The sequence below is a fragment of the Sinomonas cyclohexanicum genome (assembly GCF_020886775.1).
Taxonomy (GTDB): Bacteria; Actinomycetota; Actinomycetes; order Actinomycetales; family Micrococcaceae; genus Sinomonas; species Sinomonas cyclohexanicum.
Genome location: NZ_AP024525.1, coordinates 1,805,522 through 1,823,141, shown reverse-complemented (window position 1 = coordinate 1,823,141; position 17,620 = coordinate 1,805,522). Strand labels below are relative to the sequence as shown.

General features: G+C 70.9%; 13 protein-coding genes. 7 read left to right on the top strand and 6 right to left on the bottom strand.

What is annotated here, in order from left to right:
* Positions 1-9 precede the first annotated feature (9 nt).
* Complete coding sequence (locus SCMU_RS08740) at positions 10-1,152, top strand: LysM peptidoglycan-binding domain-containing protein (RefSeq protein ID WP_229232596.1); 1,143 nt, start codon at positions 10-12, stop codon at positions 1,150-1,152.
* A gap of 35 nt (positions 1,153-1,187) precedes the next feature.
* Positions 1,188-3,194: a Stk1 family PASTA domain-containing Ser/Thr kinase gene (gene pknB / locus SCMU_RS08735; RefSeq protein WP_229232595.1), complete on the top strand. Its 2,007-nt coding sequence runs from the start codon at positions 1,188-1,190 to the stop codon at positions 3,192-3,194.
* 64 nt (positions 3,195-3,258) lie between these two features.
* Here the strand turns inward: pknB and SCMU_RS08730 are convergent, their stop codons facing one another.
* Both SCMU_RS08730 and SCMU_RS08725 read right to left on the bottom strand, forming a co-directional pair.
* Complete coding sequence (locus SCMU_RS08730; RefSeq protein WP_229232594.1) at positions 3,259-4,650, bottom strand: class II 3-deoxy-7-phosphoheptulonate synthase; 1,392 nt, start codon at positions 4,648-4,650, stop codon at positions 3,259-3,261.
* Between the two features lie 45 nt (positions 4,651-4,695).
* Positions 4,696-5,415, bottom strand: coding sequence for a lysophospholipid acyltransferase family protein (locus SCMU_RS08725; protein WP_443020290.1), 720 nt, complete (start codon positions 5,413-5,415; stop codon positions 4,696-4,698).
* A gap of 62 nt (positions 5,416-5,477) precedes the next feature.
* Here SCMU_RS08725 and SCMU_RS08720 point away from each other — a divergent pair, with 62 nt between their 5' ends.
* The 3 genes from SCMU_RS08720 to SCMU_RS08710 are packed head-to-tail and all read left to right on the top strand — an operon-like array spanning position 5,478 to position 7,634.
* Positions 5,478-6,266 (top strand): alpha/beta hydrolase, encoded by a 789-nt coding sequence (locus SCMU_RS08720; protein WP_229232592.1) that lies wholly within the window; start codon positions 5,478-5,480, stop codon positions 6,264-6,266.
* Between the two features lie 25 nt (positions 6,267-6,291).
* Positions 6,292-7,059 carry an alpha/beta hydrolase gene (locus tag SCMU_RS08715; RefSeq protein ID WP_229232591.1) on the top strand — a complete coding sequence of 256 codons (768 nt, stop codon included), beginning with the start codon at positions 6,292-6,294 and terminating at the stop codon, positions 7,057-7,059.
* Complete coding sequence (locus SCMU_RS08710; protein ID WP_229232590.1) at positions 7,056-7,634, top strand: hypothetical protein; 579 nt, start codon at positions 7,056-7,058, stop codon at positions 7,632-7,634. Before SCMU_RS08715 ends, SCMU_RS08710 begins: the two co-directional genes overlap by 4 nt.
* A 40-nt stretch (positions 7,635-7,674) precedes the next feature.
* Here the strand turns inward: SCMU_RS08710 and SCMU_RS08705 are convergent, their stop codons facing one another.
* A complete protein-coding gene (locus SCMU_RS08705) occupies positions 7,675-8,703 on the bottom strand; it encodes an ROK family glucokinase (protein ID WP_338027599.1) in 1,029 nt (342 codons plus the stop codon).
* Between the two features lie 183 nt (positions 8,704-8,886).
* Between SCMU_RS08705 and SCMU_RS08700 the strand changes: the two genes are divergently transcribed.
* Positions 8,887-10,707 (top strand): AMP-dependent synthetase/ligase, encoded by a 1,821-nt coding sequence (locus tag SCMU_RS08700; protein ID WP_229232589.1) that lies wholly within the window; start codon positions 8,887-8,889, stop codon positions 10,705-10,707.
* A gap of 51 nt (positions 10,708-10,758) precedes the next feature.
* Here the strand turns inward: SCMU_RS08700 and SCMU_RS08695 are convergent, their stop codons facing one another.
* A complete protein-coding gene (locus SCMU_RS08695; protein WP_229232588.1) occupies positions 10,759-12,159 on the bottom strand; it encodes a MinD/ParA family ATP-binding protein in 1,401 nt (466 codons plus the stop codon).
* 142 nt (positions 12,160-12,301) lie between these two features.
* Positions 12,302-15,703 (bottom strand): pyruvate carboxylase, encoded by a 3,402-nt coding sequence (locus SCMU_RS08690; protein WP_229232587.1) that lies wholly within the window; start codon positions 15,701-15,703, stop codon positions 12,302-12,304.
* A gap of 210 nt (positions 15,704-15,913) precedes the next feature.
* Between SCMU_RS08690 and SCMU_RS08685 the strand changes: the two genes are divergently transcribed.
* The gene (locus SCMU_RS08685) at positions 15,914-16,738 is read left to right on the top strand and encodes a ParA family protein (protein WP_229232586.1); all 825 of its coding nucleotides are present in this window, start codon (positions 15,914-15,916) and stop codon (positions 16,736-16,738) included.
* A 161-nt stretch (positions 16,739-16,899) separates the two neighbouring features.
* On the opposite strand, the gene SCMU_RS08680 is transcribed toward SCMU_RS08685, so the two are convergent.
* Positions 16,900-17,493 (bottom strand): MerR family transcriptional regulator, encoded by a 594-nt coding sequence (locus tag SCMU_RS08680; protein ID WP_443020251.1) that lies wholly within the window; start codon positions 17,491-17,493, stop codon positions 16,900-16,902.
* Positions 17,494-17,620 lie beyond the last annotated feature (127 nt).

The following is a 17,620-nucleotide window of genomic DNA, read 5'->3' as shown; positions in this document are numbered from 1 at the left end:
GGTTGACCGATGAGCACGCCAGGCGCGAACTCGACCCCGACTGCCAGGCCAAGCCGGCCGCTCGTCGCCGCGACGGGCGCGGTCCTGCCGGCAGTCGCCCTGTCCTCGCTGGCACTCGCGAGTCCGGCAATGGCAGCGCCCGCAGCCACGGCGTCGGCCGTCACGGCTCCGGCACACATCGCGGCCCTCGTACCGACCGACGTCGCCCCGGCCGTCCGGACCCCGGGCCCGACCCCGGCAACGCACACCGTCCGCTCCGGTGAGACGGTCACTGCCATCGCGGCCAAGTATGGGCTCAAGGTGTCCGACGTCCTCGCGCTCAACGCACTGACCCCCTCGACCATCATCCGCCCCGGCCAGCGGCTGCGCCTCACCGGCGAGCCGACCGCACAGCCCGGCAGCACGCCGTCGCCCGCCGCAGCGCCCGCCCCGGCACCGGCCCAAACCTCGGGTTCCTACACCATTCGGCCCGGGGACACCCTCTACGGAATCAGCGCGCGCCTGAAGGTGCCGTTGGGTGACCTGCTCGCCGCGAACAGACTCAGCCTCACGAGCGTCATCTACTCGGGCCGGACGCTCGTGGTCCCGGCCGCGCCGGCAGTGACGCCCGCGGCAAGCGTCACGCAGGCCTCCCCGGCTCCGGCAGCACCCGCAACGGCGGAGCTGTTGGTCGGCGACACGTTCCTCGGGTACACCTACCCCCAGGCGACCGTCGCGTCGGCGAACGAGAACAAGCGACTGCTCAACGCCGCACCGGTCCCAAGCCGTGACGAAATGAAGCGGATCATCGCCGACACCGCGCGGCAAATGGGTGTCGACCCCGCACTGGCCCTCGCGTTCGCGTACCAGGAATCGGGCTTCAGCCAGCGCGCCGTCTCCCCGGCCAACGCCATCGGCGCGATGCAGCTGGTCCCGTCCTCCGGCCAGTGGGCGTCCGACCTCTTGGGCCGCAGGCTCAACCTCCTGGACCCCCGCGACAACGCGGCCGCCGGAATCGCGATCATCGGCGCCCTGGTGCGCACGAGCAACGACGAGGACACCGCGATCGCCGGCTACTACCAGGGGCAGTACTCCGTGGCGAAGCACGGGCTCTACGACGATACGAAGGCCTATGTCGCCGCTGTGAAGGCCCACAAGGAGACGTTCCGCTGACCGGGTCCGCGCCCGCGGCCAAGTAGGATCGTGGGGTGAACGGAAAGCTGAGTGATGCGCTCGTCGGCTCGCTCATCGGCGGTCGGTACCACGTGATGTCGCGGCTGGCCATGGGCGGGATGGCCACCGTGTACCTCGCGACGGACACGAACCTGGACCGGGACGTGGCCATCAAGGTGCTGCACCCGCACCTGAGTCAGGACCCGACCTTCTCGGCGCGCCTCGAGCAGGAGGCCAAGGCCGCGGCGCGCCTCTCCCACCCGCACGTGGTCTCCGTGCTGGACCGCGGGCATGACGGCGACATCTTCTACCTCGTCATGGAGTATGTCCGAGGACACAACCTGCGCGAGGTGCTCAACGAGCAGGGCGCCCTCACGCCCCGCCGGGCCCTCGAGATCGTCGACGCCGTGGTCGACGGGCTGAGCGCGGCGCACGGGGCCGGCCTTGTCCACCGGGACATCAAGCCGGAGAACGTCCTCATCAGCGACACGGGCCGGATCAAGGTCGCCGACTTCGGTCTGGCCCGCGCCGTCACGAACTCGACCAGCACGGGGCTCACCCTCGGCACGGTCGCGTACATCGCGCCCGAGATCGTACAGCGCAGCGGCGGGGACGCACGCAGCGACCTGTACTCCGTGGGGATCATGCTGTACGAGCTCCTCACGGGACACCAGCCATTCCGCGGCGACGCACCCGTCCAGGTGGCCATGGCGCACGTGACCGAAGACGTCCCTCCGCCCTCGGCGCTCGTGCCCGGGCTCTCCCCCGAACTCGACGAGCTCGTGCAGTGGGCGGGCGCGCGCGATCCGGAGCGTCGGCCGGTCGACGCGGACGCGCTCCGGACGGAGATCCGGCACGTCCGCGACCATCTCAGCGGCGCCCAGCTCGACCTGCATGCCGCGCCCACCGCATTCATCCCCCGACCCGTCGGCGGCTCCGCGCCTCCCGCCGGTGCGACGACTGAGGCCCTGCCGCCGGGCCACACCGAGGCCATCGCGGTCGCTGGACCCTCCCACCCCACGACCGTCATGCCCGAGCACCCGCGGCCGGCGCGCCCCACAGCACGCGAGCTGAAGCGCCAGGAGCGCGAGGCGGCCAAGCGGTCCGCGATCTCCGCTGCCACGCCCACGCGCACCCTCACGCCCGGCGGGCGCCGGCGACGCGGGGCGATCTGGGCCGTCGTCGTGGTGGTGCTCGCACTCATCGCGGCCCTCGCCGGGTGGTTCTTCGGCGTGGGCCCCGGAGCGGCGGCGACCGTGCCCACGGTCAAGGACCTCACCGTCGACCAGGCCCGGCCCCTCTTCGACCAGGCCGGCCTGAGCTTCTCCACCCAGAACGTGTTCGACGACGGGATCGCCTCCGGCCTCATCGTCGGCAGCACCCCGGCGGCCGGCAGCCAGATCCGGAAGTTCCAGGGCGTGAGCGTGCTCGTCTCGAAGGGGCCACAGCTCTTCCCGCTCGACAACCTGCGGGGGATGTCCGCCGAGGCCGCCAAGTCGGCGATCGCCGCCGCGCAGAACACCCTCGGGCCCGTCAGCGAGGCCTACGACGACACCGTGCCGGCGGGGGTCGTCATCTCGCAGGACCCCGGCGCGGGGACACTCCTACGGCATGGGTCGGCGATCAGCCTCACTGTCTCGAAGGGACCCCAGCCGATCACGGTCCCCAAGGTCGTGGGGATGGCCCAGTCGGACGCGCTCGCAGCCCTGCGAGCCGCCGGCCTCGACCCGGTGGTCTCCGCGGACGAGGTCAACGACAAGACGGTCCCCAAGGGCTCGGTCGCCGCGCAGGACCCGGCCGACGGCGCAACCCTGACCAAGGGCGGGAAGGTCAACCTGACGATCTCCAAGGGCCCCAAGATGGTCAGGGTGCCGGACGTGTTCGGCAAGTCCGAGAAGGAGGCCGTCCAGCTCCTCCAGGCGGCCGGGTTCTCAGTGAAGAGCAGCTACACGTACGGCAGGCCGATCTTCGGCCTCGTGGCCGGACAGGACAAGTCGGGCGACCAGCCGGAAGGAACGACCATCACGATCACGGTCGCGTGACGCGGACGGCCGGCGGCGTGCCCGCGGGAGCACGACGCCGGCCGCTCGCCGGGGGTGGTCTCGGTCAGCCGCGCTTCGACAGCGCCCCGGCGACGAGGAACGCCATCTCGAGCGACTGCATGTGGTTCAGGCGCGGATCGCACACCGACTCGTAGCGGTCCTCGAACGCGGCCTCGTCGATCGGGTCGGACCCGCCGAGGCACTCGGCCACGTCGTCGCCCGTCATCTCCATGTGGAGGCCGCCCGGCACGGTGCCGAGTGCCTGGTGGACCTCGAAGAAGCCCTGCACCTCGTTGACCACGTCGTCGAACCGGCGGGTCTTGTAGCCGTTGCGGCTCGTGACCGTGTTGCCGTGCATGGGGTCCGTGACCCACAGGACTTGGGCGCCCGAGGCCGTGACCTTCTCGACCACCGGCGGGAGCTTCTCGCGGATGTTCCCCGCGCCCATGCGCGTGATGAACGTGAGGCGGCCGGGCTCGCGGTCCGGGTCGAGCCGGTCGATGAGGCGGAGCGCGTCGTCGCCCGTCGTGGACGGGCCGAGCTTGACCCCGATCGGGTTGCGCACCCGAGAGAGGTAGTCCACGTGGGCGTGGTCGAGCTCGCGGGTCCGCTCCCCGATCCAGAGGAAGTGCGCTGAAGTGTCGTACGGCAGGCCGGTGCGCGAGTCGATGCGGGTGAGGGCGCGCTCGTAGTCGAGCAGGAGCGCCTCATGGCTCGCGAAGAACTCGACCCGCTTGAGCGCCTCGAAGTCCGCGCCGCACGAGTCCATGAACTTGATCGCCCGGTCGATCTCGCGCGCGAGCGACTCGTAGCGGGCATGGGCCGGGTTCTCCGTGAAGCCCTTGTTCCACGTGTGCACGAGCCTCAGGTCGGCGAAGCCGCCCTGAGTGAAGGCCCGGATGAGGTTCAGCGTCGACGCGGAGGTGTGGTAGGCGCGGAGCATGCGTGCGGCGTCGTGCGCGCGGGACTCAGGCGTGAACGCGTAGCCATTGACGATGTCGCCGCGGTAGGCGGGCAGCGTCACGCCGTCGCGGGTCTCCGTGTCCGACGAGCGCGGCTTGGCGAACTGGCCCGCCATGCGGCCCATCTTGATGACCGGGAGCTGGGCGCCATACGTCAGCACGACGGCCATCTGGAGGATCGTCTTCACGCGCGAGCTGATGCGGTCCGCGGTCGCGGCCTCGAAGGTCTCCGCGCAGTCGCCCCCCTGCAGGAGGAACGCCTTCCCCTGGGCGGCGGCGGCGAGGCGATCCCGGAGGACGTCCACCTCGCCGGCAAAGACGAGCGGCGGAAGGCTCGAGAGCTCCGCGACGGAGGCACGGAAGACGTCCTGATCCGCCCATGAAGGCTGCTGCGAGATGGGGAGGGAGCGCCAGTTGTCCAGACCCGGATAGTCAGCGGCGCCGCTCTGGGCGGTGCTCGTGATGCGGGAAGACGCTACGGAGAGATCAGTCACCCTCCAAGGCTATGCCACCCGCGCCGCTGCTCGCTCGTGCGTCTTCTATGCGTCGGCTGGCGGACGCTTGGCCCGGTCGGCTGCCTCTGCGGCGAGCCGGGCCTTGACGTCCGCCGCATATGCGTCCACGTACTCCTGCGCGGACAGCTGCTGGATCTGCCGCATGATGCGGTTGACCACCTCGCGCTGGACGTCCCGGTCCTCGGCACGGTCGTAGAACTCCGAGAAGTCCATGGGGCGGCCGACGATGACCCCCACGCGCCGGATCGACGGCAGGCGCTGGCCGATCGGCTGGACCTTCTCGGTGCCGATCATGGCCACCGGCAGGACAGGGACGCGGTTGACGAGGGCGAGCCGCGCCACGCCCACCTTCCCCCGGTACAGGCGCCCGTCCGGGCTACGGGTCCCTTCGGGGTAGATGCCGAGGAGCCCGCCGCCGCGAAGGATCTGGGCCCCCGCCTCGAGGGAGGCCGACGACGCCTCGCCGCCCGAGCGGTCCATCGGGAGCTGGTTCGTGTACTTGAAGAAGGCGGCCGTGAGCCGGCCCTTGAGGCCGCGCCCGGTGAAGTACTCCTGTTTGGCGAGGAACACCACGGGCCGGCGGACCATGAGCGGCAGGAAGATCGAGTCCGAGAAGGAGAGGTGGTTCGACGCGAGGATCGCTGCGCCTCTGCGGGGCACGTTCGCCATGCCCTTGGTCCACGGCCTGAACAGCAGCCTGACCGGTGGGCCGATGAAGATCTGCTTGAGGATCCAGTAGACCACTGACCGGCCCTTCCGCCGTGCGAGCGTGCTGTCCGCACTCACTGTAGTGCCACCATTGACCCATGGCGCATCCGACGGGCAGGAACCGGTCACCCCGGCTCGGAGTGGCCATGTGCCACGGGTTCTCCGGTTCGCCCTCCTCCGTGCAGCCCTGGGCCGACGGCCTCGCCGCCCGCGGCTTCGACGTGGAGGTGCCCGTGCTCCCCGGCCATGGCACCGACTGGCGGGACCTCGAGAAGCGGCGCTGGCGCGAATGGACCGAGCGGTTCGAGCAGGCGTGTGCCGACGTGGCCGCGCGCACCGATGTGCTGTTCCTCGCCGGGCTCTCGATGGGCGGTGCCATCGCCCTGCACACGGCCGCCCGCCTGGCGACCCACGACGCCGGTGCGCTGCCCCCGGCAGCGGGGGTCGCCGTCGTGAATCCCGGCCTGGGGTTCTACGACCGCCGCGTGCGCTTTATCGGGGCCTACCGGCTCTTCCTGCGGACCACCGGCCCGATCGAGGAGGAGGATGCGCCCGAGCCGGTCGGGGACGAAGGCGACTACTCGCGCACCCCGATCGCCGCCGTGCACGAGCTCAAGCGCCTGTTCGGGGCCACCGACCGACTGCTGCCCCACGTCACCGCGCCGCTGATCGCGTTCAGGTCCGACGGCGACCCGGTGGTCCCGCCGTCGTCGCTGGCCCGCATCGTTGCCCGGACGTCGAGCGCGGAGGTCGAGGTCGTCCCCCTCCACCGCAGCCCGCACGTGGCCACGCGCGGCCCGGAGGCCGACCTCGTCGTGGAGCGGACCACTGAGGCGTTCCTGCGCTGGGCGGCGACCCCGGCACGTGACTCGGCACAGGGCACCTGACGCTCGTCGGTGCATAATTTCTCACATGGACTCCCCTTCCACGATCGGCGTCGCCCTCAGCCACGGGTTCACAGGCGAACTCGTGAGCGTCACGCCATGGGCAGACGCGCTGCGGGAGGCCGGGTTCCGCGTCTCCGCCCCGCTCCTTCCGGGGCACGGGACCTCGGTCGACGACCTCGCAAGGACCCACTGGCGCGACTGGTACGACGCCTACGAGGCGGCATATCTCGAGCTCGCGGGCGAGTGCGAGACGGTCGTCGCGGCGGGGCTGTCGATGGGTGGGGCGCTGGCCCTACGGCTCGCTGCGCACCATCCGGTCGGCGCGGTGACAGTGGTGAACCCCGCGCTCGTGGTCGATGACCCGCGCTCCCACCTCTCAGCCGTGCTGCGCTACGTCAAGAAGACCACCCCGGGCATCCACAACGACATCAAGCGGCCGGGGCAGGACGAGGGCGGCTACGACCTCGTCCCCGTCGCCGCCGCGCACGAGCTCAAGCTCCTGTTCCGGGACACCGTGGCCTCCCTCCCGCGAGCCACCGCCCCGCTGCAGGTCTTCCGCTCGACGGTGGACCGGGTGGTCACGAGCGGGCGCAGCCTCGGCGCCATCGTGTCCCGGTACGGCGGGACGGAGATCCGGCTCATCCGGCTCACGGACAGCTACCACGTCGCGACGCTGGACAACGACGCGCCGACGATCTTCGACCGGTCCGCGGCGTTCATCCGCGAGGTGGTGGGCAGCCCACGGCCCGCGCGGCCCAGAAACGCGGCCCACGACACGCGGGAGGTCCAGTGACGCCCGATCAGGGTCCCCGGCGGCACGAGCCCGGCTCCGACGACGACGCGTGGCGCGACCTCGTCGCGCGCCTCGGCGAGGACGGCGCTGGCCCTGCGCCGCGCGAGCTCTCCGCCGCCGAGCGGGCGGCGTCCGCTCCGCGCGGTGGAGGCCAGCACGGCGGCCTTGCCCGCCCCGCGGCCGCCTCCGGTGATGCGCACCCGCCCGAGGGGCACACAGGTGCTGGCCACGACGACGGCGGCGGCTTCTCGCGGTTCGATCCCCTCGGCCTTTCGGGACGGCGGCCGGAGGCCCAGCCGCGCGGGCCGGTTGGAGACGACCACGCCCTGCCGGGCGACTTCGTCCCCGACGAGCCGGAGCCCATCCTGGCCGGCGCGGATCCCGTCTCGGTGCTCGCGTGGTGCGGGGCGCTCGGAGGCCCCGTGGCGCTCCTGACGTGCGCGCTCGTGTGGCGCACCGTGCCGGGCTACGTCATCGCGATGCTCGTCGCCGCGTTCGTCGCGGGCGTCGGGACGCTCATCATGCGCCTTCCGCGCAGCAAGGACGACGACGGCGACGACGGCGCCCGCGTCTAGCCCGGCCCGCCGGCCGGCTGGCAGAGCCCGGCTGACGGATTCAGCCCCGTACGGACCCGTGCGAGCGCAGATGCACGCGCGAGAGGTCGGCGGCGCCGATGAGGCCCGCCTCCGGTCCGAGCGCCGCCCGCACGATCCGCGCGGGGGGACGGAAGCCGCGGCCCGTGAGGTTCCGAGCGAATGCGCGACGGGCGGGCGCGAGGAGGAGCTCGCCGGCGTCGCACAGCCCGCCTCCGATCACGAAGGTCCCTGGATCGAGCGCGGCCGCGAGATTGGCCAGGCCCAGGCCGAGCCACTCCCCGACGTCCTCGAGGAGCTCCCGCGAGGCGGCATCGCCCTCGCGGGCCAGCTCGGTGACGATCGCCCCCGTGATCAGCTCCGGATCGCCGCCGACGGCGCGCAGCAGCTCTTGCGCCACCGGCGAGTTCGCGCGGGCGAGCTCACGGGCCTCGCGCCCCAATGCGTTGCCGGAGGCGTACTGCTCCCAGCAGCCGCGGTTGCCGCACTCGCAGCGGTGCCCACCCGGCATGATGATCTGGTGGCCGAACTCTCCGGCCACGCCGTACCGGCCCCGCTCGAGGTGGCCCGAGACGACCATCGCCCCGCCGATTCCGGTACCGAGGGTGATGCACACGAGGCGGCTCTCCCGGCGCCCCGCCCCGAAGCGCCACTCCGCCCAGGCGGCCGCGTCCGCATCGTTGGCGAGGTACACCCGGCGGCGCAGGAGCCTTTCGAGATTGTCCCGCAAGGGCTCATTGCGCCACGCGAGGTGGGGGCTGAACAGGACCGTCCCGCCCTCGAGGTCCATCCATCCGGCCGCGCCGATCCCGACGGAGGAGATGCGGTGGTCTGCGCTGAGCTCCTCGACGAGCTCGGCGATCACCCGTTCGACCTCACGCGGCTGCGTCCCGGGAGTGGCCCGGCGTGCCCGCCGCAGCACACGCCCCTGGGCGTCGACCACGCCCGCGGCGACCTTGGTCCCGCCGATGTCGATGCCGATGGCCAGCCCCCGGCGGCCCAGCCGCGGGTCGTGGGGCCGGAACGTCGGGGCGAAGCGAGGTCTGCGCACGCTGCACATTCTAGGTGGCACCAGCACGGCCGCTGGACCGTGTCCGTGTGGCGCCGGGCCCCATGAACGACTATTGTTACTCGCCAGTAGCTTAGTGCCGTGATCCACGGCACACTCCCGTCAGAGGCCTTGGATATGGTTAAGCCATCTCCCGCGCCCCCGGGAGACACCTAAGGAGATACAGTGCGCGAAAAGATCGTCCCGCCCCTCGTCCCCAACCCCGTCGCGAAGAACATCACCGACTTCGTCGTCGAGCAGGCCGAGAAGCCCTCGAACCCGGCGCTGTTTGCCAGACGGGACGCATCGGGCGCGTGGCAGGACGTGAGCGCACACGACTTCCGTGCCGATGTCCAGCGCATCGCGAAGGGGCTCATCGCCGAGGGCGTCGGGCTGGGGGACCGCGTGGGCATCATGGCCCGTACGTGCTACGAGTGGGCCCTCGTCGACTTCGCGATCTGGTTCGCCGGCGCCGTGTCCGTGCCGGTCTACGAGACGTCCTCGCCGAGCCAGATCGCGTGGAACCTCAGCAACTCGGGCGCTGTCGCGGCCTTCGGTGAGACCCCGCACCATGAGGACGCGATCCGCCAGGCCGTCGACTCCGAGGGTCTGACGGCCATGAAGCACGTGTGGCAGATGTCCCCGGCCGGCCTCGACGCGCTCCGCGCGGCCGGGACACAGGTCTCGGACGAGGAGCTCGAGTCCCGCCGCTCGGCGGCCACCCTCGACTCCCTCGCGACCATCATCTACACCTCGGGCACGCTCGGCCGGCCCAAGGGCTGCGAGCTCACGCACGGCAACTTCGTCGCCCTGTCCGAGAACGCGGCGACGGCGCTCGCCGAGGTGGTCGAGCCGGGCGCCAAGACGCTCATGTTCCTCCCGCTCGCGCACGTGTTCGCCCGCTTCATCTCCGTGCTGGCAGTCGCCGCCGGCACCCAGGTGGCCCACACCCCGGACATCAAGAACCTGCTGCCCGACCTGCAGAGCTTCGAGCCGACCTTCCTGCTCGTCGTCCCCCGCGTCTTCGAGAAGGTCTACAACTCGGCGCTGACCAAGGCCGAGGACGGCGGCAGGGGCAAGATCTTCAACCGCGCGGCAGACATCGCGATCCAGTGGTCCAAGGCACACGAGGACGGCGGGAAGCCGTCCCTCGGACTCCGCCTCCAGCACGCCCTGTACGACGCGCTCGTGTACAGGAAGCTCCGGACCGCGATGGGCGGCCACGTCAAGTACGCCGTGTCCGGAGGCGGTCCGCTCGGGGAGCGCCTCGGCCACTTCTTCCACGGCATCGGACTCCTTGTGCTCGAGGGCTATGGCCTGACCGAGACCACGGCACCGATCTCGGTCAACACCCCGGCCCTGAGCAAGATCGGCACGGTCGGCGCGCCGCTGCCGGGCAACGGCGTGCGCATCGCGGACGACGGCGAGATCCTCGCCAAGGGCGTCTGCGTCATGCGCGGCTACTACAACCTGCCGGAACTGCAGGCCCAGACATTCACCGACGGCTGGTTCCACACGGGGGACATCGGCGAGCTCGACGCCGACGGCTATCTGCGCATCACGGGCCGGAAGAAGGACATCATCGTCACGGCCGGCGGCAAGAACGTGGCCCCGGCCCCCCTCGAGGACCATATCCGCGCCGACGCGCTCGTCTCCCAGGTCGTCGTGGTTGGGGAGAACCGGCCGTTCATCGGCGCCCTCGTCACACTTGACGAGGAGGCACTCCCGGGCTGGCTCGAGCGCCACGGACTGCCTGCCGGCGCCACGGTCGAGGAAGCCGCGAAGCTGCCCGAGGTCATCGCCCACGTCCAGACGGTGATCGACCACGCCAACTCTGGCGTGTCGAAGGCTGAGGGGATCAAGTCCTTCCGGATCGTGCCGACGGACTTCACCGAGGACTCCGGGCACCTGACCCCATCGATGAAGGTCAAGCGCGCCCAAGTCATGAAGGACTTCGGCGACTACGTCGAGGACATCTACTCGACGCCCAAGCCGGCAGCGGTCTGACCGGCTGGCGCCGATCCTCAGTCCCCCCGCTCAGCTCAGACCTCGGTCAGTTCAGTCCTCCGTCAGCTCATCGACGACGAGTGCCGCGAGCTCGACGGCGGCCGCGCGGGTCGCCGGCCGCAGCTTGGAGAAGTCGACCTGCGAGCCTTCCGCGAGGTGCCGGTCGTGGGGAATGCGCACCACATGGGAGACCCGTGTACGGAAGTGCTCCTCGATCTCGTCGACGGACACGCGCGTACCATCGCCGGCGGCCATGTTGATGACCACGATCGCCTTCCGCACGAGGTCGTCGCGGCCGTGCGCCTCGAGCCACGAGAGCGTCTCGGAGGCGAGCCGCGCCTCGTCGACGCTTCCCCCGGACACCAGCACCACGGCGTCGGCCTTCTCGAGGGTGCCCTGCATGACCGAGTGGACCATCCCGGTCCCGGAATCGGTCAGGACAATTGAGTAGTAGCGCCCGAGGATGTCCGTGACGGCGCGGTAGTCGGAGTCGTTGAACGCGTGCGCGACCATCGGATCGGCGTCCGAGGCCAGCACATCGAGCCGCGACCCTTCCCGGGCGGTGTAGTTGGACAGCTGGGCGAAGGAGTCGACCTCGAACCGGTCCTTGACCAGCTGGCGTGCCGTGTGGGACGCCCTGCCAGGGTTGCGGTCCGAGAGGGTGCCGCGGTCCGGGTTGGCATCCATCGCGATCACGCGGTCCTCGCGCAGGTCGGCGAGGGCCATGCCGAGCAAAGTGGTCACGGTGGTCTTCCCCACGCCGCCCTTGCGCGAGAGGACGGGCACGTATCTGGTTCGCTCGCCCAGCCGTACCGCGATGCGGTGCTCGAGCGCACGCTGCATCCGCACGGCATCGGAGTCACCGAGGTTCACGTAGCCGAAGGTCGTGAAGTAGAGCCACCGCCGCCAGCCGGCCGCGGGCGGCGCGGCGGTCTTGGCCACGAGGCGGTCCGAGGTCAGCGACGCGGCGGGCTCGGGGCCCTCGGCGCGTGACCTGCGCTCGCTCACGCCCGCCGCGGCAGCCTCGGTCCCGTCCTCCTCGGTGACGGTCGCTGAACCGCGAGGCTGGAAGCCCGGGCCGACCTCCTCCTGCGGTCCCCCGGTCGTCGGCGCCGGGCCCGCAAGCCACCCCGCTGGCGGCTGGGACGGCGCAGGCGGCACTGCCCCTGGATCGAGGGGCACGGACAATGTCGTGAAGGCGGAGAGGGACTCGGCGCTCGTGCGGTCCTGCGCATCGCTCACGGTGACGACGTCGATGGGCGAGGACTCGGGCGCCGTGGACACCACGTCACCGGCCTCGGCGCCCCCCGGCTCCCCCTCGGAGCCCACGGAGGGTGCCGACTCCGCGGCCCCCGGGGGCACGGCGGCCTCCGTGGGCTCGTGGGAAGCCCCCTGTGTCGACTTGGCCGTGCTGCGGCGCGGCCCGGGCTTGGGCGTCGTGTCCTCGGTCATGGGCTCCCGTCCACCTTGTCGGTCGGAGTCGCTGACGGCGCACCGCCGCCACCGAACGCGCCCATTGTAGCCGCGGCCCGGCCGCGGACCTGGTCAAGGTCCGCGGCCGGGCCGCCTTCGCCTCCAGTCGGACGGGCTGGCGCTACTCTGCCCCGACGACCAGGAGCAGGTCGCCGCCCTGGACCTGGGACACGCCGTTCACGACGACGCGTGCCACCTTCCCTGCCACAGGCGAGGTGATCGCGGCCTCCATCTTCATGGCCTCGATCGTCGCAACGGAGTCGCCGGCCTGGATGAGGTCGCCCTCCTTCGCGATGACCGTGACAGCGCCCGCGAACGGCGCGGCGATGTGGCCCGGGTTGGTGGCGTCGGCCTTCTCCGCCTGCTTGACGTTGCTCTGCACCGACCGGTCACGCACGGCCACCGGGCGGGACTGGCCGTTGAGCGTGGCGATGACCGTCCGCATGCCCTTCTCGTCCGGCTCGGAGATGGCCTCGAGCTGTGCGATGAGCCGGACGCCCTTCTCGAGCTCGATGACGTGTTCCTGGCCGAGCTGGAGCCCGTAGAGGTAGTCGCGGGTGTCGAGGACCGCGAGGTTGCCGTAGGCATCCCGGCTGCCCTGGTAGTCCTTGGTCGGGCCGGGGAACAGGAGCCGGTTGAGGGTGGCACGGCGGGTGGCCGAGTCCCCCTCCAGCGCCGCGGAATCAGCGGCCGAGAGGGTTTCCTCGCGCACCTTCACGGTGCGGCCCTGGAGCGCCTTCGTCCGGAAGGGCTCCGGCCAGCCGCCGGGCGGGTCGCCGAGCTCGCCGCCGAGGAAGCCGATGACCGACTCCGGGATGTCGAACTTCTGCGGGTTCTCACGGAACTCGTCGGGGTCGGCGCCGAGGCCCACGAGGTGGAGGGCAAGGTCGCCCACCACCTTGGAGGACGGCGTGACCTTGACAAGGCGGCCGAGGATCCGGTCCGCGGCGGCGTACATGTCCTCGATCGCCTCGAACCGCTCCCCCAGGCCGAGGGCCATCGCCTGCTGGCGCAGGTTGGAGAGCTGGCCGCCGGGGATCTCGTGCTGGTAGACGCGGCCCGTGGGCCCCGGGAGGCCGGACTCGAACGGTGCGTACACGCGGCGAACGGCTTCCCAGTACGGCTCGAGCGCGCTGACGTTCTTCAGCGAGATGCCCGTGTCGCGCGGGGTGTGGGCCAGCGCCGCGACGAGCGCGGACGCAGAGACCTGGCTCGTCGTGCCCGCGAGGGCCGCCGAGGCGACGTCGACGGCGTCGACCCCGGCCTCGACCGCGGCGAGCAGGGTGGCGAGCTGACCACCCACCGTGTCGTGCGTGTGCAGGTGGACGGGAAGGTCGAAGCGCTCGCGGAGCGCGGTGACCAGCTTGGCGGCCGCGGCGGGACGCAGGAGGCCGGCCATGTCCTTGATCGCGAGGACGTGGGCACCGGCGTCGACGATCTTCTGCGCGAGGTCCAGGTAGTAGTCGAGCGTGTAGAGGTCCTCGGCCGGGTCGAGCAGGTCGCCCGTGTAGCACAGGGCAACCTCGGCCACGGCGGTGCCGGTCTCGCGGACGGCCTTGATGGCGGGGGCCATCTGGTTGACATCGTTGAGCGCATCGAAGATGCGGAAGATGTCGATGCCGGTCGCGGCGGCCTCCTTCACGAAGGCAACCGTGACTTCCTCCGGGTACGGCGTGTAGCCGACCGTGTTGCGGCCGCGCAGGAGCATCTGGATGCAGATGTTCGGGATCGCGGCACGGAGGGCGGCGAGACGCTGCCACGGGTCCTCGCCGAGGAAGCGGAGCGCGACGTCGTAGGTCGCGCCTCCCCAGGCCTCGACCGAGAGCAGCTCGGGGGTCAGGACCGAGACCGCCGGGCCGGCGGCCACAAGGTCGCGGGTGCGGACGCGGGTCGCGAGCAGCGACTGGTGCGCGTCGCGGAACGTCGTGTCCGTGACGGCCACGGCATTCTGCTCGCGCAGAGCCTTCGCGAAGCCCTCCGGACCGAGCTCGAGCAGCCGCTGCCGGGAGCCTGCGGGCGCGTCCTGGAGGCTGACCTTGGGCAGCTTGGAACGCGGGTCGGCGTGGACCTTGAGCTCGCCGTTGGGCTTGTTGACCGTGACCTCGGCGAGCCACGTGAGCAGCTTGGTCCCGCGGTCCGCGGAGGACCGTGCCTTGAGGAGCTCGGGCCGCTCGTCGATGAACGAGGTGGCGACATTGCCGGCCACGAAGTCCTCGTCGTCCAGCACGGCCTGGAGGAACGGGATGTTCGTGGAGACGCCGCGGATGCGGAACTCCGCGAGGGCACGCCGCGCGCGCTTGACCGCGGTCGCGTAGTCGCGGCCGCGGCACGTGAGCTTGACCAGCATCGAGTCGAAGTGCGGGCTGATCTCGGCACCCTGGTAGATCGTGCCGCCATCGAGCCGCACGCCGGCGCCGCCGGCCGAGCGGTAGCCGGTGATCTTGCCGACGTCGGGACGGAACCCGTTGGCAGGGTCCTCGGTGGTGATGCGGCACTGCAGGGCGGCGCCCTTGAGGTGGATCCGGTCCTGCGTGAGGCCGAGGTCCTCGAGCGTCTCGCCCGAGGCGATGCGCAGCTGGGCCTGGACGAGGTCGACGTCGGTGACCTCCTCGGTGACCGTGTGCTCGACCTGGATGCGCGGGTTCATCTCGATGAACACGTGCTGGCCGGCGCGCTCGCCCACGGTGTCCACGAGGAACTCGACGGTGCCCGCGTTGACGTAGCCGAGCGCCTTGGCGAACTTGATGGCGTCCGAGTACAGGGCCTGGCGGATGGACTCGTCGAGCTGAGGGGCCGGAGCGATCTCGATGACCTTCTGGTGGCGCCGCTGGAGCGAGCAGTCCCGCTCGAACAGGTGCACCACGTTGCCCTCGGCGTCGGCAAGGACCTGGACCTCGATGTGGCGCGGACGGAGCACGGCCTGCTCAAGGAACACGGTCGGGTCGCCGAACGCGGCATCGGCCTCGCGCATGGCCGCGTTGAGCGCCTCGGGGAGGCCCTCGCGCGTGTCGACGCGGCGCATACCGCGCCCGCCGCCACCGGCCACGGCCTTGACGAAGATCGGGAAGCCGATCTCGTCAGCGGCCACCAAGAGCTCGTCGGCGTCGGAGCTGGGCGCCGAGGACTTCAGGACCGGGATGCCGGCCTTGCGCGCGGCCTCGAGCGCGTGGACCTTGTGGCCGGCGAGCTCGAGAACGTCCGCGGGCGGGCCCACGAACGTGATGCCCGCGCCGGCGGCGGCACGTGCCAGCTCGGGGTTCTCGGAAAGGAAGCCGTAGCCAGGGTAGATCGCATCCGCGCCGGCCTCCTTGGCCACACGGACAATCTCGTCCACATCCAGATAGGCGCGGACGGGGTGGCCTTCCTCGCCAATGAGGTAGGCCTCGTCCGCCTTCTGGCGGTGGATGGAATTGCGGTCTTCGTGCGGGAACACCGCGACCGTCTTGGCACCGAGCTCGTAGCCCGCTCGGAACGCGCGGATGGCGATTTCACCGCGGTTCGCTACCAGAATCTTGGAGAACATGGGACTCCTGTTGTCGCAACGCAGGACTTACTAGGTGGTGCCTAGTGTCTATTCCAGCAAACTAGCAGGGCAATGCGAAGTGTCTTGAATCACGGACGTAACGTCTCGCCTCGTGGATGGGGTGCTGGCGGCCGTGGCGTGACCGGAAAGGCGCGCCGCTGGCCACTAAGATGGAACGCGTCGGCCAGCGGATAGATAGTGGATTCTCACGTGCAAGTAGTCAGCATCAGCAGCCTGAAGGGCGGAGTCGGGAAGACGTCGGTCACCACGGGCCTCGCCTCGGCAGCCCTCGCCGCCGGTATCCCCACTCTCGTTGTAGACCTCGATCCGCACGCTGATGCCTCGACCGCCCTCGGCGTCGTCCCCGACGGCAAGCTCGAGGTAGGCCGCATGCTCAAGGCCCCGAAGCGCGTCTTCCTCGAGGACAACGTGGTCCCGAGCGCGTGGGTGCGCCGGGCCGCCGCGTTGAACGGCCAGCAGAACCGCATCCTCGATGTGGCCTACGGCGGGTCCCTCAGCGGCGTGTATGACCGCCCCGACCTCGGGCGCCGCGACCTCCGCCGCCTCAGCATCGTCCTCGACGGGCTCGAGGGGTACGGGCTCGTGCTCATCGACTGCCCGCCGTCCCTCAATGGGCTCACCCGCATGGCCTGGGCCGCGAGCCACCGCGTGCTCCTCGTCGCCGAGCCCGGCCTATTCTCGGTGGCCGGCACGGAGCGCACCCTGCGGGCCATCCAACTCTTCAAGCAGGAGTACGCCCCCAAGCTCGCGCCGGCCGGCATCGTCGCGAACCGGGTGCGCCCCTCATCCACGGAGCACGGCTACCGGCTCGACGAGATGGGGCAGATGTTCGGCCCCCTCCTGCTAGAGCCGCACATCCCCGAGGTGGCCAACTGGCAGCAGATCCAGGGCGCGGCGCATGCCGTGCACCACTGGCCTGGCGAGGCGGCCCGGGGTACGTCCGCGCTCTACGACGAATTGCTCGGCGCTGTCCTGAGGCAGAGCCGCGACTTCCGTCCTCGCGTGGCGCGCTAGGCGCGCTCTCAACCGCACCGGTACCACTGGGTGCCTCCGCGCACGCGTCCCGCATGCGGCCTACGTCCCGGTCCGCGCACGACGCCGAGGGGCCGCCTCCCGCTGGAGGCGGCCCCTCGGCGTCGTGCGCGCCTTGCGGAACGCGGAGCGGTGGCGGGCGCTCAGCCGGTCTTGCGTGCGGCGCGGCGCTTGCTCAGCTCATCACCGGGAAACGTCTGGTCCGCAGCGTGCTCGCTCGGCAGCTCGGCGAGGCTGCCCTCCACTTCTCGCCACACGCGCCCGACCGCGATCCCGAAGACACCCTGGCCACCTTGGACGAGATCGATGACCTCGTCGGCGGACGTGCACTCGTACACGGACGCGCCGTCGCTCATGAGCGTGATCTGGGCGAGGTCCTCGACCCCACGCTCGCGCAGGTGTCCCACGGCACTGCGGATCTGCTGAAGGGACACTCCGGTGTCGAGGAGGCGCTTGACCACCTTGAGCACGAGGATGTCACGGAAGCCGTAGAGTCGCTGCGAACCGCTGCCGGCGGCCCCGCGGACGGTCGGCTCGACCAGTCCCGTACGGGCCCAGTAGTCGAGCTGGCGGTAGGTGATGCCGGCGGCCTTGCACGCCGTCGGGCCGCGGTATCCGGCCTCCTCGTCCAAGTCAGGCAGGTCGTCGTCGAACAGAAGGCCCTGGGTGCCCACCGGCACGTCTTCGTTCTCACCAGACCGATGCCGAAGATCTCCATGCTCTCGCTTGGGACTCACTAAACCCTCCTTCACGCTCCCCTGGGGGAATCGCATCCGCCGAAGGGGCCCTCGAAGCGCACGTCTGTAATTACAGTCGGATGCACTCTCCAGTGTGGCCTCTGGGGGTCGGGGAAGCAATGGGAGC